Here is a 20,556-nt window from a genome sequence, read left to right as displayed (position 1 = left end):
TTAATCATGGCGTTTATCCCTTCCTGCACAGACTTAGGCAAAAACGTCAAAAACTGTAGCTGGCGCTGGTGAAGGCCATGCCCGAGGTGGTTTTCTCAACGATGGGGCTGTCGGCCGCGTCGCCCAGCAGGCGCGTTACGCCGACGCCGGCCTGGAAGGCCACGTTCGGTCGCCATTGGTAGTTGAGTGCGGCGGTGAGCGTCGCGTCCTTGAAGCCGCTGCCCGGCCGATACGCGCTGAAGGCGCTGTGCTGCGCCTGCTGCGACGTTACGCCGAAATAGCCGCGCTGATAGCCGCTGTTGGCCCAGGTGGTGGAGAGATTGCCGATAAGCGTCAGCTGTTCGCTGAGCGGATATTGCCCGGTCAGTCCGCTTTCCACATAGGCGGTGTGGCCCAGTTCTTCCCCGCCGTAGCTGCGTTTGCGCGTCGCCTGCATCCCTTTGACATAGGCGCGGAAGGGGTCGAGTTGGTAGCTCAGCTCAGCGCCGGCTTCCAGCGCGCCGCCCAGTTTGCCCATGCCTTTGAGCCGGGTGTTGCGCCCGCGCAAGGTTTTGATTTCCTCGTCACGGCCGGCGTCATAGTTGAGCAATAACGCGATGCCGACGGGCCCGGCGATGGGGAATTGCCAGCGCGCCCCTTCGCTACCCGCGCTGAATTCTCCCCAGCTGGCGTTTTGATAGCCGGCATTCACCTGATACAGCGGTTCAATGCTGTAAAAAGACGAGCCTTCATAGGCGGGAGCGACGGCGAGGCCGCCGGCGAGCGTTAAAGACGCTTCGCCGTCCTGCGCCTGACCGGCGAGGGGAAAAAGAAAGAGCAGGGCGGCGGCAGAGGTACCCAGTTTATTATCCACGTTAAACACCTTTATATCATCCCATTGAATAAACGGCCCGCAGGCCCGCGTTTAAATGACAGCTTATTGATAAACGCCATGTTTATATTGATTAATCGACAGGCGACGGCGCGCCATTGGCGTTATTTCACCGCAATAGTGAAACGCATGGGGAATAAACAAAAGCCAAACAAATGGCATGATGGGGCGAGTTTATTATTGGCTGGGTTCAAAGCGCCTGTTTTTAAAGGAATGATGCAGCGAAGGGTATTTAATGTTTCTCGCAGAGGGATAGGTTGATTGCTCAACGAGGCGGAATAGGGTGCCTCGTTGAGCGTATCATCCGCCGTTATTTTTCCAACAGCGGTTTCAGGAAGCGCGCGGTGTGCGATTTTTCACACTCGGCGACCGTTTCCGGCGTGCCGGCGACCAGGATCTCGCCGCCGCCGCTGCCGCCTTCCGGCCCCAGATCGACGATCCAGTCGGCGGTTTTGATCACGTCCAGGTTATGCTCGATGACCACGATGGTATTGCCCTGATCGCGCAGCTGATGCAGCACCGCCAACAGCTGTTGGATATCGGCGAAGTGCAGACCGGTGGTCGGCTCGTCGAGAATATACAGCGTCTGGCCGGTGCCGCGTTTCGACAGCTCGCGCGCCAGCTTGACGCGCTGCGCCTCACCGCCGGAGAGCGTGGTGGCCGACTGGCCGAGGCGGATGTAGGACAGGCCGACATCCATCAGGGTTTGCAGCTTGCGCGCCAGCGCCGGCACCGCGTCGAAGAAATCGCGCGCTTCTTCGATGGTCATCTCCAGCACTTCGTGGATGCTCTTGCCTTTGTACTTCACTTCCAGCGTTTCGCGGTTATAGCGTTTGCCTTTGCACTGGTCGCACGGGACGTAGATGTCCGGCAGGAAGTGCATCTCGACCTTGATCACACCGTCGCCCTGGCAGGCTTCACAGCGCCCGCCCTTGACGTTGAAGCTGAAGCGGCCCGGCGTATAGCCGCGGCTGCGCGACTCCGGCACGCCGGCGAACAGCTCGCGCACCGGGGTGAAGATGCCGGTGTAAGTGGCCGGGTTGGAGCGCGGCGTGCGGCCGATCGGGCTCTGATCGATATCGATCACCTTGTCGAAATGTTCCAGGCCGGTCACTTCGCGGAACGGCGCAGGCTCGGCGATGGTAGCGCCGTTAAGCTGGCGCTGGGCGATCGGGAACAGCGTATCGTTGATCAGCGTCGACTTGCCGGAGCCGGACACGCCGGTGATGCAGGTAAACAGACCGACCGGCAGCGTCAGCGTCACGTCCTTCAGGTTGTTGCCGCGCGCGCCGCTCAGCTTCAGCACCTTGGTCGGATCGGCCTGCACGCGCTGCGCCGGGATGGCGATCTCGCGTTTGCCGCTGAGGAACTGGCCGGTCAGCGATTCCGGCTGCGCCATGATGTCATCGACGGTGCCTTCCGCCACCACCTGGCCGCCGTGCACGCCGGCGCCGGGGCCGATGTCGATCACGTGGTCGGCGGCGCGGATGGCGTCTTCGTCATGCTCCACCACGATCACCGTGTTGCCGAGGTTGCGCAGGTGGATCAGCGTTTCCAGCAGGCGCTCGTTGTCGCGCTGGTGCAGGCCGATCGACGGCTCATCCAGCACGTACATCACGCCCACCAAACCGGCGCCGATCTGGCTGGCCAAACGGATACGCTGCGCTTCGCCGCCGGAGAGCGTTTCCGCCGAACGGGACAGCGACAGGTAGTTCAGGCCGACGTTCACCAGGAACTTCAGGCGATCGCCGATCTCTTTCAGGACTTTCTCGGCGATCTTGGCGCGCTGGCCGCTGAGCTTCATGTTCTGGAAGAACGTCATCGCATGGCCGATGCTCAGATCGGAGATCTCCGGCAGCGTGGTGTCTTCGACGAACACGTTGCGCGCCTCTTCACGCAGGCGGGTGCCGTGGCACGAGGCGCAAGGGCGGTTGCTGATGAACTTCGCCAGCTCTTCGCGCACCGCGCTGGATTCGGTCTCTTTATAGCGGCGCTCCATGTTGTGCAGCACGCCTTCGAACGGGTGGCGGCGCACGGTGGTGTCACCGCGATCGTTGATGTATTTGAATTCGATCGACTCTTTGCCGGAGCCGCTCAGCACCGCCTTCTGCACGTTGGCGCTCAGGGTGTTGAACGGCGCTTCGACGTCGAACTCATAGTGCTCCGCCAGCGAGCGCAGCATCTGGAAGTAATAGAAGTTGCGGCGATCCCAGCCGCGGATCGCGCCGCCGGCCAGCGACAGCTCGGGGTTTTGCACCACGCGATCCGGATCGAAGAACTGTTGCACGCCCAGGCCGTCGCAGGTCGGGCAGGCGCCGGCCGGGTTGTTGAAGGAAAACAGGCGCGGTTCCAGTTCGCGCATGCTGTAGCCGCAGATCGGGCAGGCGAAGTTAGCGGAGAACAGCAGCTCGTCCGCTTTTTCGTCGTCCATGTCCGCCACCACCGCGGTGCCGCCCGAGAGCTCCAGCGCGGTTTCGAACGATTCGGCCAGGCGCTGCGCCATGTCGTCGCGCACCTTGAAACGGTCGACCACCACTTCGATGGTGTGTTTTTTCTGCAGCTCCAGCTTCGGCGGATCGGACAGATCGCACACTTCACCGTCGATGCGCGCGCGGATATAGCCTTGGGCGGCCAGGTTTTCCAGCGTTTTGGTGTGTTCGCCCTTGCGATCTTTCACCACCGGCGCCAGCAGCATCAGGCGCTTGCCTTCCGGCTGGCTCAGCACGTTGTCCACCATCTGGCTGACGGTTTGCGCCGCCAGCGGCACATGGTGATCCGGGCAGCGCGGCTCGCCGACGCGGGCGAACAGCAGGCGCAGGTAGTCGTGGATCTCGGTGATGGTGCCGACCGTGGATCGCGGGTTGTGCGAGGTGGATTTTTGCTCGATGGAGATCGCCGGCGACAGACCTTCAATATGGTCGACGTCCGGTTTTTCCATCAGCGACAGGAACTGGCGCGCATAGGCGGAGAGTGATTCGACATAGCGCCGCTGCCCTTCGGCATACAGCGTATCGAAAGCCAGCGAAGACTTGCCGGAACCGGACAGGCCGGTGACGACGATCAGTTTGTCACGCGGGATGATCAGGTTGATGTTTTTCAGATTATGGGTTCGAGCACCACGAACTTCGATATTGTCCATTTACACTTCCCGTCTTGATGATACACCGCGCCTGTCGCGATTTTTGCGGGGGATTTTGTGATGGATCTCGCAAAAAACCGGCACAGCCAGGTCGAAACGCATAATTATGACACAAAAAAACCTGAATGGATATCCAGTATGCGAATGCAATAAGGTCGATTGGAAAGACAATTCTGGAATGCAATTCGCACTTATCAACACGGGTGTGGTTTCGTACTCAGCGTGGTAAACTGACGCGTTTATACTGTGTAGAAATCAATCATCGGGAGAAGTGCTCATGGCCAGCAGAGGCGTAAACAAAGTAATTCTGGTCGGGAATCTGGGTCAGGATCCAGAAGTCCGTTACATGCCGAACGGCGGCGCAGTGGCCAACATTACCCTGGCGACCTCCGAAAGCTGGCGTGACAAAGCGACCGGCGAACAGAAAGAGAAGACCGAGTGGCACCGCGTTGTGCTGTTCGGCAAACTGGCTGAAGTGGCGGGCGAATACCTGCGCAAAGGCTCTCAGGTCTATATCGAAGGCTCCCTGCAGACCCGTAAATGGCAGGATCAGAGCGGCCAGGATCGCTACACCACCGAGATCGTGGTTAACGTCGGCGGCACCATGCAGATGTTGGGCGGCCGTCAGGGCGGCGGCGCACCGGCCGGTCAATCTGCCGGCGGCCAGGGCGGTTGGGGCCAGCCTCAACAGCCACAGGGCGGCAACCAGTTCAGCGGCGGCCAGCAGCAGTCTCGTCCGGCGCAGAACAGCGCTCCGGCGACCAGCAACGAACCGCCAATGGATTTCGACGACGATATTCCGTTCTAAGCCTGGCAACAGCGCTAAAAAAACCCCGCTCAGGCGGGGTTTTTTGTGGGCGCTCACTGCCGATTTTCTACGGCGGTGTCGCCAATCAGTAAATTGCTACCGGGTTGATGTTGACCTGGGTTGAGCCGACATACAGCGGTTGCCCCAGTACGAACAGGAATTCCCAGGTTTTCGTGCGCACCAGTGGGCGGCTGTCGATCAGTTCCAGGTTATAGACGCCGCGTTTGGCCAGCAGGTATTGGTTGACCGGGAACTCTTCGTCATTTTTCGGGTTAGGGTATACTTCGGAAGCCCAGGTATCACCGCCAAAGGCCACGATGCCTTGGTCAGCCAACCACTTCGCCGCTTCCATGCCAATACCCGGCTCGACCTCCAGGAATTTTTTATTGTCCTTACCAATCAGCTCCAGCCAACCGGTATTAAATAAAACAACGTCGCCTTTCTTTAAGCTAATGCCCTGCTTCTTAAGCACCGCTTGAATATCCGCAACGGAAAATTCGGTGCCGCCCGGAACGATGTCTTTATGATAATAAGCCGTCATATCGAGTACGACGCCGCGTGTGACCATGGGCGGCACTTTTTCCACGCCCAATTTTTTCACGCCATCTACGGTGACGAAATCCGCCGCCTTATTGCCGTTATAATAAACATTGTCGATGCCGATATGGCCAATGCCATTCAACTGAGTGCCGACACCGGTCCAGGCATTCACCAATTCATCATTAAAGGTGAATTTATTTGGGCCAAGCGTTTTACCGTCCTGCTGACCAGGCTGAATATTATATAAGCGGAAGCTGCGGTGGCGGAACGCCGGGAAATCTTTATCGACGGGCACCGCCAATGACAATGTCTTGCCTTGTTTTACCAACTGCACGGACTGTAATACGACCTTTGGCGTGAGCAGGTTGGCCGCGCCGATTTCGTCTTTTGCACCGTAAACGGAAGGATACCAGTCTGACGGCTGAGCGGCGGACTCTGCGGCGTGTGCAGGCACTGTGGCAAGCAAAGGCAGCAAGAGGGAGAGGCGATACAATGATTTCATCAGTGACTCATCCTTATAACAACGTATTGCAGGGTGAATGAAAATGAGCCGTCCGGACATGGCGACATCAGGCCGCCGAATAATAACCGGTGGAGAAAGAAGCTCATTTTTGGGTGCGCGGGGTGTATTAGCGTAATGCCTTATAACAAGGCGTGGTGAATAACCACCCGACGATGACTTCCTTATGCGGAAATAAATAACGCCGGGCGAGCGGCGTCATTGATATTATTTTTTCAGCTCAGCACTCATGGTGACGAAATTACCCATATAGGCGCTGGTGATTTTGTAGCCGCTTGCGCCGGCCTCTTGCGCTTTTTTAGCGATGAGGGCTTCGGTGGAATCCAGCGTGCTGCCGGTTGCGGTAACGCTCTCTGCTGCAGCGTTAAACGACAGCGTGGAAAACAGAGCGAGTGAAATAACGGTGGTCATGGTTTTCATATCTTTATCCTGTGTTCGAAGATTCGAAAAATAAGGGTGTCCGGTACGACACGATGGAACGAAGGATAAAGGGGGCAGTGAGGTGAATAAATAACAGAATCGTCAATAAACTATTCCGTTTTTGTACATAAACTGATTCGATTGTTGTCTTTCACGCGGGATTGGCGGCGTAAAGCGTGGGAAGGGGAAACAAGCGTGCATCGACGTCGTCAGGCTTGCATACCGCGGCAAGCCAATAAAAAGCCCCTCGCGGGGCTTGGATGTTACGCCGAGAAGCCGCCGTCGATGCTCAGGCTGGCGCCGGTGATATAACCCGCCTGCGGGCCCGCCAGGTAGGCGACAAAACCGGCGATCTCTTCATCTTTGCCGTAGCGGCCGATCGCCATCAGCTGCTTGAGCTGATCGGCGAACTCGCCGGCGTCCGGGTTCATTTCGGTGTCCACCGGGCCGGGCTGCACGTTGTTGACGGTGATGCCGCGCGGGCCGAGATCGCGCGCCATGCCTTTGGTCAGGCCGACCAGCGCCGATTTGCTCATCGCGTACACCGCCGCGCCGCCGAACGGCACGCGCTCGGCGTTGGTGCTGCCGATGTGGATGATACGGCCGCCGTCGTTCATGTGGCGCGCCGCCTCTTGGCTGGCGACGAATACGCTGCGCACGTTGACCGCCAGCATGCGATCCAGGTCGTCCAGCGCCAGTTCCTCGGTGCCGCCCAGCGTAAATACCCCGGCGTTGTTCACCAGAATATCCAGGTTGCCGAAGTGGCTCACCGCCTGGCGAACCGCCTGCTGCAGCGCCGCAGCATCGGCGCTGTCGGCCTTGATGGCGAGGGCTTTGCCGCCGGCGGCGGTCACGGCGCTCGCCACCGCTTCGGCGCGATCGGCCGAGGCGGCGTAGGTAAAGGCGACGGCGGCGCCTTCGTTCGCCAACCGTTTCACGATGGCGGCGCCGATGCCGCGGGAGCCGCCCTGAACGAATGCGACTTTGCCTTGCAGAGGTTGTGCTGTCGTCATGCTATTTCTCCAAAGTGGGTGAGGGTATTGCGCTGTCATTCAGTATGGGTGAAATGAATGGCGATCACTGTCCACAAAGAGCTCTGGCCGCCTGAAACGAGAAAAGCCCCTTGCGGGGCTTCTTTCTTCCGTCGATTGGCTGTCCGACGATCAGTTGAAGATTTCTGCGGTGCCGTACAGTTTGTTTTGGCCGCCGGCGGCGACGATGCGGTAGGAACTGGCGCCCGACGCGGCGGCTTTGCTGGCCAGTTCGCTTTCCAGCGCGCTCAGGTTGGCGGCGCCGCTCACGGTGACTACGCCGATTTTCTGCGCGTCTGCGGCTGGCTGGCTGGTTGGCAGGTCAGCGGCGAAGGTAGCGAAAGAAGCGGTAGCCAGCAGTGCAGCGGTAGCAAAAATTTTGACGTTTTTCATGATGTGTTCCTCAGAGTATTTATTAGGTGAGAGCGCGTTGTCTCTCGATGTGTTAAATACTAGTGCACCGGGTGTGAATAAAAAATCGGAGAGTTTTGAGTATCTCTGTCAAATAAATTGACGGTTTTTCAGCCGTTGGCGTGCGGCAAAAATTGCCACTACCCTTTACAGACGATCCTTAACCGGAGAAGCGTCATGACGGTAAACGCGTTTATCGGCAGCTGGGCGTTGGTGTCGTCGGCGTTCAAAGACCAGAACGGCGAGCTGAATTACCCGCTGGGCGAGCAGGTGTTGGGGCGCATCCACTATGAGGCCAACGGCACGATGGCGGCGCAGCTATACAGCGCCGTGCGGCCGCGTTTCGTCGCCGACGATTTGGCGCAGGGATCCGAGCGGGAGATCCATGCCGCCTTCATCAATATGATTTGCTATTTCGGCCGTTATCAGGTGGAAGAAAGCGAGCAACGGGTGGTGCATCAGGTTGAAGGCTGCTCGTTCCCCAATTGGATAGGCAGCCGTCAGGTGCGCTTTTACGCCTTTAACGCCGATCGGCTGACGTTGCGCACGGTGCCGCTGCAGCTCGGCAACGGCGTGCAGATCGGCGAACTGGTGTGGCAGCGGACAGGAGCGTCATCATGATCATTGTTCATCATCTCAATCACTCGCGGTCGCAGCGCATTCTGTGGTTTTTGGAAGAGCTGGGCGTGCCCTATCAGGTGCAACGCTACGAGCGCGATCCGCACACTCTGCTGGCGCCGCCGGCGCTGAAAAAGATCCACCCGCTGGGCAAATCGCCGGTGATCGTCGATGGCGATCTGACGCTGGCGGAATCCGGCGCCATTATCGAATACTTGCAGGAAGCCTACGACGCACAGGGCATGTTTATGCCGACGGACTTCCACGCGCGCCAGCAATACCGCTACTGGTTGCACTACGCTGAGGGATCGCTGATGCCGCTGTTGGTGATGAAGCTGGTGTTCAGCCGTCTCGGCCAGCCGCCGATCCCCTGGCTGCTGCGGCCGGTGGCGGGCGCGATCGGCAAGGGCGTACAGCGCGAATACCTCGACAAACAGATCGCGCCGCACTGCGAGTATCTCGAACAGCACCTGAACAAGGGCAGCTGGTTCGTCGGCAACGATTTCAGCGCGGCGGACATACAGATGAGCTTCCCGCTCGAGGCGATGGCGGCGCGCGGCGCGTTGGACAATTGCCCGAAACTGCGCGGCTTCCTGCAGCGCATCCACGCCCGGCCCGCTTACCAGCGGGCGCTGGAACAGGGCGGCCCTTACGACCTGCTGAGTTAAGCGGATGGGCTATACTCGATGGGGTCATTCTTCATCGGAGGTAGCCCATGGCTACGCAAATCTTCGTAAATCTGCCCGTACGCGATCTGCCCGCCTCAATGGCGTTTTTCACCCAGCTCGGCTTCAGCTTCAACCCGCAATTTACCGACGATACCGCCGCCTGCATGGTGGTCAGCGACACGATTTACGTGATGCTGCTGACCCACGACAAATTCAGGATGTTTACCCCGAACCCGATCGGCGACGCCAAACAGGCCACCGAAGTGTTGGTGTGCCTGTCGCAACCCAGCCGGGCGGCGGTGGACGAACTGGTGCGCAAGGCGATCGCCGGCGGCGGCAATACCTATCATCCGCCGCGGGACTATGGCGTGATGTACGGCCACGGATTTCAGGACCTGGACGGCCATATCTGGGAATTGATGTATATGGATCCCGCAGCGGTGCAGGCGCAATAAGATCGCCGTGAAACAGGCTGGCAGGGGCGCCGGATCGCCCCGTCTTTTCGCGCAGAAGCCCTTCCCGCCGCTTTCTGCATAAATTGCCGCGATCTTTAGTTGATTAGACGCTAGGGAAGGCAGGATAATCGTTTGCCTTGAATAAACCACCATAAATCACCCGTACCGCGCGCTGCGAGTTAAACGTTTGCCTTGGTGCGCATCGCCGTTGGCGGTGCGACGGAAGGGCAAGGAAGCGGAACGTGACGTAAACGATTACGTGGCGATCAGGCGCGGGCGAGATTACAGGCCTGCTGCGACGGGCCGATTCATGAAACACAGGGGAAGTAACCTATGTCGAACTCTCAAGCGAACCACGCCGCAAAACCAACCGGCGGGCTTGATGGCTATTTTAAAATTTCCGCGCGCGGCAGCAGCGTGCGTCAGGAGGTGGTGGCGGGGCTGACCACCTTCCTGGCGATGGTGTACTCGGTGATCGTGGTGCCGAGCATGCTGGGCAAAGCGGGCTTCCCGCCGGCGGCGGTGTTCGTTTCCACCTGTCTGGTGGCCGGTCTGGGCTCGCTGCTGATGGGATTGTGGGCTAACCTGCCGATGGCCATCGGCTGTGCGATCTCGTTGACCGCCTTTACCGCTTTCAGCCTGGTGCTCGGCCAACATATCAGCATTCCGGTGGCGCTGGGCGCGGTGTTCCTGATGGGCGTGCTGTTCACCGTCATCTCGGTCACCGGCATCCGCGCCTGGATCCTGCGCAACCTGCCGATGGGCGTGGCGCACGGCACCGGCATCGGCATCGGGCTGTTCCTGCTGCTGATCGCCGCCAACGGCGTCGGCCTGGTGGTGAAGAACCCGCTGGATGGCTTGCCGGTGGCGCTCGGCGCGTTCACCTCTTTCCCGGTCGTCATGACGCTGGTCGGCCTGGCGGTGATCTTCGGCCTGGAGAAACTGCGCGTGCCCGGCGGCATTCTGCTGGTGATCATCGCCATTTCCATCATCGGCCTGATCTTCGACCCGGCGGTGAAATATCAGGGGCTGTTCGCCATGCCGAGCCTGGCGGACGCTGACGGTAAATCGTTGATCTTCAGCCTGGATATCATGGGCGCATTGCAGCCGGTGGTGTTGCCGAGCGTGCTGGCGCTGGTGATGACCGCGGTGTTCGACGCCACCGGCACCATCCGCGCGGTAGCCGGGCAGGCCAACCTGCTGGATAAAGACGGCCAGATCATCAACGGCGGCAAGGCGCTGACCTCGGACTCCCTGAGCAGCATCTTCTCCGGGCTGGTGGGCGCCGCGCCCGCCGCGGTCTACATCGAGTCCGCCGCCGGCACCGCCGCGGGCGGCAAGACCGGCCTGACCGCCACCGTGGTCGGCGTTCTGTTCCTGCTGATCCTGTTCCTGTCGCCGCTGGCCTATCTGGTGCCGGTCTACGCCACCGCGCCGGCGCTGATGTACGTCGGCCTGTTGATGCTGAGCAACGTCACCAAGCTGGACTTCAACGACTTCGTCGACGCGATGGCCGGCCTGCTGTGCGCCGTGTTCATCGTGCTGACCTGCAACATCGTCACCGGCATCATGCTGGGCTTCAGCTCGCTGGTCATCGGCCGCATCTTCTCCGGCGAATGGCGCAAGCTGAACATCGGTACCGTGCTGATCGCCGTGGCGCTGGTGGCGTTCTACGCCGGCGGCTGGGCGATTTAAGCCTCTTGGGTCTCCCTCGCCCATCGGGCGGGGGAGCCTGTGACGGCAATTCCCTTCTTAAGATAAGTCTTCTTCTGCTCTGCACCGCGTTTTGAAAGGCACAACAAGCTTTAACGGCTGTAAAAAAAGTGATCTACTATCGGGACCAACGCAGGCCCTGAGCCGATGTCGTCTGAATCGTAGAGTCTAAGGAAAGCATGGAAATCTTTTTTACAATCCTCATTTTGATCCTGGTGGTCTCCCTGTCCGGGGTGGTGACGCGCATGTTGCCGTTCCAGGTGCCGCTGCCGCTGATGCAAATCGCCATCGGGGCCCTGTTGGCCTGGCCGCATTTCGGGCTGCACGTCGATTTTGATCCCGAACTGTTCCTGGTGCTGTTCATCCCGCCGTTGCTGTTCGCCGACGGCTGGAAAACGCCGACGCGCGAGTTCCTGCATCACGGGCGTGAAATTCTCGGCCTGGCGCTGGTGCTGGTGCTGATCACCGTGGTCGGCGTCGGTTATCTGATCTACGCCATGGTGCCGGGCATTCCGCTGGTGGCGGCCTTCGCGCTGGCGGCGGTGCTGTCGCCGACCGATGCCGTGGCGCTGTCCGGCATCGTCGGCAAAGGGCGGATTCCCAAGCCGATCATGGGCGTGCTCGAGGGCGAGGCGCTGATGAATGACGCGTCTGGCCTGGTGTCGCTCAAGTTCGCCATCGCGGTGGCGATGGGCACGATGGTGTTCACCGTGGGCGGCGCGACCCTTGAATTCCTCAAAGTGGCGATCGGCGGCCTGTTGGCCGGCGTGGCGGTCACCTGGACTTACAGTAAATCGCTGCGGGTGATGAGCCGCTGGAGCGGCGACGATCCGGCGACCCAGATCGTGTTCCTGCTGCTGCTGCCGTTCGCGTCCTACCTGATCGCCGAACATATCGGCGTTTCCGGCATCCTGGCGGCGGTGGCGGCGGGGATGACCATCAGCCAATCCGGCGTGATCCGCAACGCACCGCTGGCGATGCGCCTGCGCGCCAACAGCGTATGGGCGATGCTGGAATTCGTGTTCAACGGCATGGTGTTCATCATGCTGGGCCTGCAGCTGCCGGGCATTCTTGAAACCTCCATCCTGCAGGCGGAGCTGGATCCGACCATCCAGACCTGGTATCTGTTCGCCGACGTGGCCACCATCTACGCCGCGCTGCTGGTGCTGCGTTTCACCTGGCTGTGGGTGATGAAGAAGGCCAGCAACCGCTTTATGAAAAAGCGTCCGCTGCAGTTCGGCGATTACAGCACGCGTGAGCTGTGGGTGGCGTCGTTCGCCGGGGTGCGCGGGGCGATTACCCTGGCCGGCGTGCTGTCGATACCGCTGTTGCTGAGCGACGGCACCGCCTTCCCGGCGCGCTATCAGCTGGTGTTTATCGCCGCCGGGGTGATCCTGCTGTCGTTGATTGTCGGCGTGCTGGCGTTGCCGCTGCTGTTGCGCGGCGTGCAGGTGACCGACAAGAGCGCCAGCAAGCAGGAAGAGCGCATGGCGATCGCCATGGCGGCCGAGGTGGCGATCGAGAGCGTGAATAAAATGGAAGAGCGCCTGGTCGCCGATACCGAAGAGAACCTCGATCCGCAGGTGTTGAAAGAGGTCAGCTCGCGGGTGACGGGCATGCTGCGGCGGCGTATCGCGTCGAAAGACGATATCGAGAATGCGCTGGCGATGGAAAACCTCGAGCGGCGTTTCCGCCTGACGGCGCTGCGCGCCGAGCGCGGCGAGCTGTACCACCTGCGCGCCACGCAGAAAATCAGCAACGAGACGCTGCAAAAACTGCTGCACGATCTCGATTTGCTCGAAGCGCTGTTGATCGAGCGCGAGGGGTAAACGCAGAGGGAGGAATAAACGGTTTTCCTCGTTATCCCCATCCTGAAGGGCCGCCTGTGCGGCCCTTGTTTTTTGGCTACTTGAGCGGCGGCCAGTAGTCGCGGCAGCAGGCGATCCAGGCCTGTGCGCTGTGCGACAAATAGCTGCCCTGGCGCCAGATCAGGCCGATTTTCCATTCCATGCGCGGTTCCAGCGGCAGCCAGACCAGGTTTTCCTTATCCAGCCAGCGGCAAACCGGCTCCGGCAGCATGGCGATGCCCACGCCGGCCTGCACCATCGAGGCGAGGAAGTCCCATTGGCCGCTGCGCACCGCGATTTGCGGTTCAAAACCGGCCAGGCGAAACGCCTTCATCAGCATCTTGTACAGCGCAAAGTCTTCGTTATAAATCAGGATCGGGCTGTCGGCCAATTCGGCGATATTGATGCTGGTGCGGTTGAGCCACTGCGGCGTGCGCGGCGCCACCACGCACATCGGGTGGCCCAGCAGCGGCAGAAAGGTCAGCGGCTGCTCCGAGTCGAAGGGCAACACCGTCATCGCCAGATCCAGTTCGCCGGACATCACCGCCTGTTCGACCGACAGCCCGCCCAGCTCGGAAATCTTCAATTCGATGCCGGGGTAGGTCTGACGAAAGCGGCGGATCAGATCGGCGATCTGCCTGCCGACCATCGGCGGAATGCCCAGCCGCAACACGCCCTTTTTCACCGAGCTGATGTCTTCCAGCTCCGCCTCCAACTGGCGGAATTCGTCGAGGATCGTCAGGCCGCGCTGATACACCGCCTGGCCGCTGTCGGTCAGGCGCAGCTTGCGGCCTTCGCGGATCAGCAGCGTGCATTCCAGCTCCTCCTCCAGATGCCGCAGCATTTTGCTGATGGTGGGCTGGGTGACGAACAGTTTTTCCGCCGCGCGGGTGAAGCTTTGCTGGCGCACCACTTCAACGAAGTAGCGCAGGGTGCGGACATCCACGTTAGGGTTCTCCTTGGGGACGCTACCGGCGGGAAACTATTCCCGGACGGCATGATGTCGATAATTTTAATTCATTTCAGGCGTGGTTTCCCGGCTGCGTATACTGTAGGCCGTCAATTATTTATTGTTTGAGGTCATCTTTCATGTCTCTGGCGTTACGCCGCGTTGCCCCCTCCCTGCTGACCCGTTTGCAGGTGCCGATTCAGGTGGCGTTGTATGCGGCGCTGTTCCTGATCGCCGATCGCCTGGTGCAACAATTCCACCTGCCGCTCCCCGCCAATATCGTCGGCATGCTGATGCTGCTGGCGCTGATCCTGCTGCGCATTCTGCCGCTCAACTGGGTCAAGGCCGGCTCCCGCTGGCTGCTGGCGGAAATGCTGCTGTTTTTCGTGCCGGCGGTGGTGGCGGTGGTCAACTATGCCCAGCTGCTGATGGTCGAGGGCTGGAAGATCTTTCTGGTGATCGCAGTCAGCACCATGCTGACGCTGGGCGCCACCGGGCTGGTGGTGGACAGGGTGTATCGGCTGGAGATTTGGCTGCAGCGGCGGAAGCAGCGCCATGAATGATTTTATCCTTAGCCTGGCCTGTTTTCTGGCGACGCTGGCGCTGTATTTCGCCAACAAGAAACTCTATCGCCGCCGCCGCACGTTGCTGCTGATGCCGCTGGTGCTGACGCCGATGATTCTGGTGTTGCTGCTGGTGGTCACCCATATCTCCTATCAGGACTACATCGGTGAAACCCACTGGCTGCTGTGGCTGCTGGGGCCGGCGACCATCGCCTTCGCGGTGCCGGTGTACGAGAATCTGCATATCATCCGTCGCCACTGGCTGTCGCTGACCGCCGGGGTAACGACCGCGGTGCTGGTGGCGGTGTACAGCTCGGTGTGGCTGGCGCGCCTGTTGACGCTGCCGGAAGAGGTGCAGCGCAGCCTGGCGGTGCGGTCGATCACCACGCCGTTCGCGCTGGAGGCCGCCAAACAGATGGGCGGGCAGCCGGATCTGGTGGCGCTGTTCGTGGTGATCACCGGGGTGTTCGGCATGGCGGTGGGGGATATTTTGTTTTTGCGGCTGGCGGTGCGCAGCCGTCTGGCGAAGGGCGCCGGATTTGGCGCCTCGTCGCACGGCGCCGGCACTGCCCGCGCCTATGAGCTGGGTCCGCAGGAGGGCGTGGTGTCGAGTTTGGTGATGATGCTGGCCGGCATCATCACGGTGGTGGCCGCGCCATTGATCGGCCGGCTGATGTGGTAAGACCTCTTGGGGCGGGCTCTGCCGCCCCATTGACATTGTCTGCGGTTGGGAACGGTGCCGTTGATTTGCGCACGAAAAAACGCAAAATTTTTTCAGCATAATTTTTCCCATTGTTATAACAAAAAGCGATAGAGCCGCTGCCGATAAAACCGGGCATAAATTTCGATGACAATGAATTAATTAAATTATTAATTATTGTTTTTCAAACAATAAAGTATAACTTATTGATATGGAGAGGCTCTTATCGTAAGAATTGCTGCATATTAATCTAGATGAATAATACAAAAAAATATTAATTATTCTCTAATCATCTCAGGTTAATACAAGTTCAATACCCTCGTCATCCCTGAGTAATATCGGGGAAATAAAATGGTCATTTATTCCCTTTCGCACGTTTCGCCAAAAAAAATATCCTCTCCTATACTTCACAGCTCAGCAAATTGAGGCACAGGGGGGACCTCTGGATTAGCCATTTTATCCTTTCTTAGTTGGGGGAGACCCAGCTTTTCTACGGTTTTTTTATTCTGACTTGAACTGTCGGGCGGCCTGTCTTTGCCTAAATCCTGACGGTCTATTTCATTAACGTAATGAAAACGTGCTAGAGAATATTATGAACAAACAAACTGATGTGAAGAGTGGGGAATTCCGTGCAGGGTCTCAGGCCGCAACGGAGAAAGTTGAGCTGCATGAAATAACAACCGCCCAGCGTGAACTCTGGCTGGGGGAAAACATCTCCAAAGATTTGTCGTTCAATATCTGGGGCTACGGACAGGTCGACGGGCCGCTCAACGTTAAACTGCTGCGGCAAGCCATCGACGCCATCGTCGAAGAAACGCCGGCTCTGCAAGCGCATTTTGTGGAAAAAGACGGTGAGCTTTATCAATACCGCGCGCCACGTACACATGAGCCGCTGTTCACGCTCGATCTCAGCAAGGAACCCGATCCTCTGCAGGCGGCCAGACGTTGGATGGTGGCGGATTCGGCGCTGCCGCGCCGCGCTACGGGAGAAGAACCTTTTAGTTTTTATGTCATTACGCTCGCACCGCAGCGCTACATCCTCTATCGCCGTTTCCACCATATGATCACCGACGGCCGCAGCGCTGAGGAAGTGATGCGGCGCATCGCGGCTTACTATAACGCGCTGGCGTCCGGCGGCGTCATCCCTGAATTCGCCAACTGCAATTTCTCTCTGCTGTATGAAAACGACATCAAGTACCGCGACTCTTCGCGCTTTTCTTCCGATCAGGCGTTTTGGCGGGAATACACCGCCGCCGCGCCGCAGAGCTTGTCACGCAGGGCCGTATTGACGCCGGACGCTGCGATGCACCACAACACGCAGCTGCTGGAAAAAGACGTCCTGGATCGGCTGCAGCGGCAGGCCGACAATATCGGCGTACACCGTGCGCATATATTGGCCGCTGCCGTAGCATTATGTTTCTACAGCTTAACCGGCAGCGAATATCTTAATTTCAGCATGCCGGTGACCGGGACAAGGGAACGAAACAGTATTGGTATGACCTCTAACGTTGTCCCTTTGATTATTAAGGTTGAACCTCAACTAAGTCTGGCTGAATTTATCCAGAAAGTGGCGGCTGAAATAGCGAAAGTGGTTCGCCATCAATTATATCGCGGGGAGGATATTCGGCGTGATAATGGCGCGACGGATTCCGCCTGGTTTGGCCCTTCAATTAACATCGTTTCTTTCGACCACGGCGATCCTTTCTGGGGATGCCGCACCCGTTGGTATTACGGTGGCAATATTCCGTCCGGCGATCTACAGATTATGCTGTATGAAGACCAGCAGGCGAATGAACTGGACGTCACTTTTTCTGACGCCGCCTATGCAAATTCATTAGACGATCTGGATGTTTTGCAGCGTCGTTTCCAGTTCATTTTACGCGCGCTGAACGCTTCAACGACGGGAACGATCGAAGCGTTGGATCGGCAAGTGGCGACGTTGGCTGATGCCGGGGCCGGCGGCAGCTTTTACGCCAACCGGCGGCAACCGCCTGCCGGCGGCATCATCCGTTGGGATCGCCCGGCTCAGGCGCTGCAGCGCCTGGTGAGCTCGCTGAGCCATGGCGCGGGATGCGCGGCGAAGATACTGTTGGCGGAGCGCGTGCTGGGCGTGACGACGCTGCTGGCGGTGAGCGATGAACGCCAGGCCGAACCCGGCACCCTGCTGCGCATTGAGACCGACGGCTGGGAGATCGCCGCGCATCCCGGCGTGGTGCGCGTCGGGCCGTTCTTGCGCGCCGACGGCTCGATTCAGCCGGGTGATGCGCTGGCGCAGGCCTGCGGCCTGTCTGTCGGCTCGGTCTTGCCGACGCTTAGCGATGCCGAAGCTTCGCTGTTAGGCGCGGCGTATGGCGCCAGCGCCGACAGCGCCGCTTTCTGGCAACCGCGTCTGACACGCTTTTATCCGGCGCCGTTCCCGCCAGGGCCTGACCGCCGGGCGGCCCTTCCCGCACGCTGGCAGGCCACGGCCTGGCAGCGCCTGGAAAAGATTGCCGGCGAGCAGGTGCTGGCGGCAGCAACCCTCTATCTGGCGCGCATGTGTAATGAAACCGATTTTCAGCTGGGTTGGATTACGTCGAACGATCGGGATTGGGGACGTTGGGCTCACCTGAGCGCGCGCGTGCTGCCGCTGCAGGTCTCAGTTGATCACTCCTACAATTTCCAGCAGGCATTGGCCGCGCTGGAACAAGAATACGGCCGGTTGCGCGCTCATGCTGATTATCATCCCGCGTTGCTGACGGGCGATGCGGATCTGCGGGCGCCCCAAGCTTGGCCGACGGCGGTATCGATCGTCAGCCGGCGTTCAGAGACAGGGTTGCAGCCTGAAGACGAGGGCGTGGCTGCCATCATGGCTTCCGGCTCGCGCGCGGTATTGCAAATCTGCAAGGCTGACGGCGCCTTCCGTTGGGTATACGACGCCGCCTCAGTGGCTGACGAACAGATGTTGCGTGCGACGCAACATCTGCTGATGCTGCTCAACGACGCGGTGAGAGCGGGCTCTCATCGTCGCACCATCGGCGAACTCAATCTGGTTTCCGAAGAAGAACGCACGCAGTTGCTGCAGAGCCTCAATCACACCGTTGCTTCGCACTCGCCGGCGGCGTGTCTGCATCGGCTGTTCGAAGCGCAGGTCAAACGCACGCCAGATGCGACGGCGATGACATACGGCGACGACAGCCTGACTTACGCTGAATTGAATACCTGGGCGAACCGATGGGCCCATCGGCTGGTAGAGCTTGGCGTACAACCGGACAGTCTGGTGGCGCTGTGCGCCGGACGCGGTCTGCCGATGCTGGCCGGGTTGCTGGGGATCCTCAAAGCCGGCGGCGCCTATGTGCCGTTGGATCCCGCCTATAGCGGAGAGCGGCTACAGTACATCCTGGCGGACTCCGCGCCGGTGCTGCTGTTGGCGGATGAACTTGGCAGGCAAGCGCTGGGCGGCTGCGAGGTGCCGGTATTGGCGCTGGAACAGCCGTTGACGGGGAAAAGCGACGATCTGCAGGACGTCGAGGTGCGGCCATCACACCTGGCGTATGTGATTTACACCTCCGGTTCGACCGGCAAACCGAAAGGGGTCATGGTGGAGCATCGCCAGGTCGCGCGCTTGTTCAGCGCCACCAACGCCTGGTTTAACTTCAGCGCCGCCGACAAGTGGTGCCTGTTCCACTCATTCGCCTTCGACTTTTCGGTTTGGGAGATCTGGGGCGCCTGGTTGTATGGCGGCCAGCTGTTCATCGTACCGCAGGAGATCGCCCGTTCGGCGCCGGACTTTTATCATTTCGTCTGCCGCAGCGGCATCACGGTACTGAATCAGACGCCGAGCGCCTTCAAAGCCTTTATCCAGGCTCAGGCACACAGCGAAGCGCGCCATCAGCTGCGCGAGATCGTGTTCGGTGGTGAAATGCTGAAGCCTTCCGATCTCGCGCCGTGGTTTGCTCGTCCAGAGAACCGGCAGACGCGATTGGTCAACATGTACGGCATCACCGAAACCACGGTGCACGTGACGTACCGGCCGCTGTCGGCGCAGGATACGGCGATCGTCGCTAGCCCGATCGGCTGCCGTATTCCGGATTTGCGGCTGTATCTGCTGGGCGCCGATGGCGAACCGGTGCCGATGGGGGCGATCGGCGAACTGTACGTCGGCGGTGAAGGGGTGGCGCGAGGGTACCTGAACCGGCCCGAATTGACGGCGGAACGTTTTCTCGAAGACCCTTTCAACCGGGCGCCGGGTGCGCGCATGTATCGCACCGGCGATCTGGCGCGCTATCTGCCGGGGGGGGATATCGAATACCTGGGTCGCAACGACCAGCAGGTGAAAATCCGCGGCTTCCGCATCGAGTGCGGTGAGGTGGAAGCGCAGCTGAGCGCCGATCCGCGCGTGCGCAGCGTAGCCGTGGACGCTATCGACGATGGCGACGGGAATAAGCGACTGGTGGCGTGGGTGGTTCCGGCGCCGGAGACGGAACGCGCTACGCTGGCGACCGAATTGCGCCGGCATCTGCAGGCGCGGTTGCCGGACTATATGGTGCCGGCGGCTTACGTTTGGCTGGAGGCGTTGCCGCTGACCGGCAACGGCAAATTGGACAAGCGCGCCCTGCCGGTGCCGCAGGTCGACGCCTGTGCGCGCGAGGCCTATGCGCCGCCGCAGGGCGAGGCAGAAAATCTGTTGGCGGCTATCTGGCATGAGCTGTTGGGCGTAGAACGGATTGGCCGTTACGACCACTTCTTCGAACTGGGCGGGCATTCGCTGATGGCGGTGCGCCTGGCGAACCGCGTGCAACAGGCCGGATGGCAGCTGCCGTTGCAGGCGCTGTTCGCCAGTCCGGTGTTGCACGTGTTGGCCCAGGCGCTGCAGGTTGCGCCGACGCAGGAATCGATCCCGATGCTGCCGGTGGCGCGCGATGGGGAATTGCCGCTGTCGTTTGCTCAGCAGCGTCTGTGGTTCCTGACCCAGTTGGAGGGGATGAGCGAAACCTACCATATCCCGCTGGCGTTGCGGCTGCGCGGTCGGTTGGACCGGCAGGCGTTGCAACAGGGGCTGGACGCGCTCTATGCGCGCCACGAATCGCTGCGCAGCCGGTTCATCACCCGGGAAGATCGGCCACAGGTACAGATTTTGCCGGCAAACGGGTTACCGCTTGCGTTCCACGATCTGCGACGTCACCCCGCGCAGGCTGAAACGCTGTGTCGTCAGGCGGCCACTCAATCGTTCGATTTGACGCAGGGGCCGCTGGTGCGCGCCGCGCTGCTCCGCCTGGCGGATGAGGAGCATCTGTTCCTGCTCACCTGCCATCACATCGTCT

16 protein-coding genes are annotated in these 20,556 nt (G+C 60.0%); 9 read left to right on the top strand and 7 right to left on the bottom strand.

Translation table 11 applies throughout. The features are described from left to right. Nucleotides 1-46: 46 nt before the first annotated feature. Both ACUTQY_RS23540 and uvrA read right to left on the bottom strand, forming a co-directional pair. A complete protein-coding gene (locus ACUTQY_RS23540; protein WP_033651345.1) occupies nt 47-853 on the bottom strand; it encodes a MipA/OmpV family protein in 807 nt (268 codons plus the stop codon). Nucleotides 854-1,181: 328 nt separating this feature from the next. Further along, nucleotides 1,182-4,010, bottom strand: a complete 2,829-nt coding sequence (uvrA, locus tag ACUTQY_RS23535; RefSeq protein ID WP_033644422.1) for an excinuclease ABC subunit UvrA — start codon at nt 4,008-4,010, stop codon at nt 1,182-1,184. A 277-nt stretch (nt 4,011-4,287) separates the two neighbouring features. On the opposite strand from uvrA, the gene ssb1 reads away from it, so the two are divergent. After that, nucleotides 4,288-4,818 carry a single-stranded DNA-binding protein SSB1 gene (ssb1, locus tag ACUTQY_RS23530; RefSeq protein WP_004936793.1) on the top strand — a complete coding sequence of 177 codons (531 nt, stop codon included), beginning with the start codon at nt 4,288-4,290 and terminating at the stop codon, nt 4,816-4,818. An 85-nt stretch (nt 4,819-4,903) separates the two neighbouring features. Here the strand turns inward: ssb1 and ACUTQY_RS23525 are convergent, their stop codons facing one another. The 4 genes from ACUTQY_RS23525 to bhsA all read right to left on the bottom strand — a co-directional run bounded on the left by ACUTQY_RS23525 (nt 4,904) and on the right by bhsA (nt 7,722). After that, nucleotides 4,904-5,860 carry a cyclase family protein gene (locus ACUTQY_RS23525; protein WP_342188187.1) on the bottom strand — a complete coding sequence of 319 codons (957 nt, stop codon included), beginning with the start codon at nt 5,858-5,860 and terminating at the stop codon, nt 4,904-4,906. Between the two features lie 225 nt (nt 5,861-6,085). After that, nucleotides 6,086-6,298 (bottom strand): YdgH/BhsA/McbA family protein, encoded by a 213-nt coding sequence (locus tag ACUTQY_RS23520; protein WP_033644427.1) that lies wholly within the window; start codon nt 6,296-6,298, stop codon nt 6,086-6,088. Nucleotides 6,299-6,561: 263 nt separating this feature from the next. Then, nucleotides 6,562-7,311, bottom strand: coding sequence for a 3-oxoacyl-ACP reductase family protein (locus ACUTQY_RS23515; protein ID WP_046687892.1), 750 nt, complete (start codon nt 7,309-7,311; stop codon nt 6,562-6,564). Between the two features lie 150 nt (nt 7,312-7,461). After that, nucleotides 7,462-7,722, bottom strand: a complete 261-nt coding sequence (gene bhsA / locus ACUTQY_RS23510; protein ID WP_042785456.1) for a multiple stress resistance protein BhsA — start codon at nt 7,720-7,722, stop codon at nt 7,462-7,464. Nucleotides 7,723-7,917: 195 nt separating this feature from the next. Between bhsA and ACUTQY_RS23505 the strand changes: the two genes are divergently transcribed. The 5 genes from ACUTQY_RS23505 (at nt 7,918) to ACUTQY_RS23485 (ending at nt 13,023) form a co-directional block, all read left to right on the top strand. Next, complete coding sequence (locus tag ACUTQY_RS23505; protein ID WP_046687891.1) at nt 7,918-8,361, top strand: lipocalin-like domain-containing protein; 444 nt, start codon at nt 7,918-7,920, stop codon at nt 8,359-8,361. After that, on the top strand, nt 8,358-9,026 hold the full coding sequence (locus ACUTQY_RS23500; RefSeq protein WP_033644433.1) for a glutathione S-transferase family protein: 669 nt from the start codon (nt 8,358-8,360) through the stop codon (nt 9,024-9,026). Before ACUTQY_RS23505 ends, ACUTQY_RS23500 begins: the two co-directional genes overlap by 4 nt. A 47-nt stretch (nt 9,027-9,073) precedes the next feature. Then, the gene (locus ACUTQY_RS23495) at nt 9,074-9,481 is read left to right on the top strand and encodes a VOC family protein (protein WP_015379207.1); all 408 of its coding nucleotides are present in this window, start codon (nt 9,074-9,076) and stop codon (nt 9,479-9,481) included. 333 nt (nt 9,482-9,814) lie between these two features. Beyond that, on the top strand, nt 9,815-11,176 hold the full coding sequence (locus ACUTQY_RS23490; RefSeq protein ID WP_033644434.1) for an NCS2 family permease: 1,362 nt from the start codon (nt 9,815-9,817) through the stop codon (nt 11,174-11,176). A 197-nt stretch (nt 11,177-11,373) separates the two neighbouring features. Beyond that, entirely contained in the window at nt 11,374-13,023 is a 1,650-nt protein-coding gene (locus ACUTQY_RS23485) for a Na+/H+ antiporter (protein ID WP_004936822.1), read from the top strand. Nucleotides 13,024-13,099: 76 nt separating this feature from the next. Here ACUTQY_RS23485 and ACUTQY_RS23480 read toward each other — a convergent pair whose 3' ends face one another. After that, complete coding sequence (locus tag ACUTQY_RS23480; protein WP_033644435.1) at nt 13,100-13,987, bottom strand: LysR family transcriptional regulator; 888 nt, start codon at nt 13,985-13,987, stop codon at nt 13,100-13,102. Nucleotides 13,988-14,130: 143 nt separating this feature from the next. Between ACUTQY_RS23480 and ACUTQY_RS23475 the strand changes: the two genes are divergently transcribed. The 3 genes from ACUTQY_RS23475 to ACUTQY_RS23465 all read left to right on the top strand — a co-directional run. Further along, complete coding sequence (locus ACUTQY_RS23475; protein WP_033644436.1) at nt 14,131-14,553, top strand: CidA/LrgA family protein; 423 nt, start codon at nt 14,131-14,133, stop codon at nt 14,551-14,553. Then, on the top strand, nt 14,546-15,235 hold the full coding sequence (locus ACUTQY_RS23470; RefSeq protein WP_004936833.1) for an LrgB family protein: 690 nt from the start codon (nt 14,546-14,548) through the stop codon (nt 15,233-15,235). Before ACUTQY_RS23475 ends, ACUTQY_RS23470 begins: the two co-directional genes overlap by 8 nt. Nucleotides 15,236-15,845: 610 nt before the next feature. Then, nucleotides 15,846-20,556, top strand: a 4,711-nt coding sequence (locus ACUTQY_RS23465; RefSeq protein WP_445653001.1) for an amino acid adenylation domain-containing protein, incomplete at its 3' end; no start/stop codon positions are given.

The organism is Serratia sp. TSA_130.1 (assembly GCF_052691795.1).
The sequence above is the reverse complement of the archived record's forward strand: the minus strand, read 5'-3'. Positions and strand labels throughout refer to the sequence as shown.

Coding starts and splice junctions, on each gene's coding strand:
- ACUTQY_RS23470 (WP_004936833.1), top strand. CDS start 14,546: ATGAATGATTTTATCCTTAGCCTGGCCTGTTTTCTGGCGACGCTGGCG.
- ACUTQY_RS23525 (WP_342188187.1), bottom strand. CDS start 5,860: ATGAAATCATTGTATCGCCTCTCCCTCTTGCTGCCTTTGCTTGCCACA.
- ACUTQY_RS23490 (WP_033644434.1), top strand. CDS start 9,815: ATGTCGAACTCTCAAGCGAACCACGCCGCAAAACCAACCGGCGGGCTT.
- ACUTQY_RS23495 (WP_015379207.1), top strand. CDS start 9,074: ATGGCTACGCAAATCTTCGTAAATCTGCCCGTACGCGATCTGCCCGCC.
- ACUTQY_RS23520 (WP_033644427.1), bottom strand. CDS start 6,298: ATGAAAACCATGACCACCGTTATTTCACTCGCTCTGTTTTCCACGCTG.
- ssb1 (WP_004936793.1), top strand. CDS start 4,288: ATGGCCAGCAGAGGCGTAAACAAAGTAATTCTGGTCGGGAATCTGGGT.
- uvrA (WP_033644422.1), bottom strand. CDS start 4,010: ATGGACAATATCGAAGTTCGTGGTGCTCGAACCCATAATCTGAAAAAC.
- ACUTQY_RS23515 (WP_046687892.1), bottom strand. CDS start 7,311: ATGACGACAGCACAACCTCTGCAAGGCAAAGTCGCATTCGTTCAGGGC.
- ACUTQY_RS23485 (WP_004936822.1), top strand. CDS start 11,374: ATGGAAATCTTTTTTACAATCCTCATTTTGATCCTGGTGGTCTCCCTG.
- ACUTQY_RS23500 (WP_033644433.1), top strand. CDS start 8,358: ATGATCATTGTTCATCATCTCAATCACTCGCGGTCGCAGCGCATTCTG.
- ACUTQY_RS23505 (WP_046687891.1), top strand. CDS start 7,918: ATGACGGTAAACGCGTTTATCGGCAGCTGGGCGTTGGTGTCGTCGGCG.
- ACUTQY_RS23475 (WP_033644436.1), top strand. CDS start 14,131: ATGTCTCTGGCGTTACGCCGCGTTGCCCCCTCCCTGCTGACCCGTTTG.
- bhsA (WP_042785456.1), bottom strand. CDS start 7,722: ATGAAAAACGTCAAAATTTTTGCTACCGCTGCACTGCTGGCTACCGCT.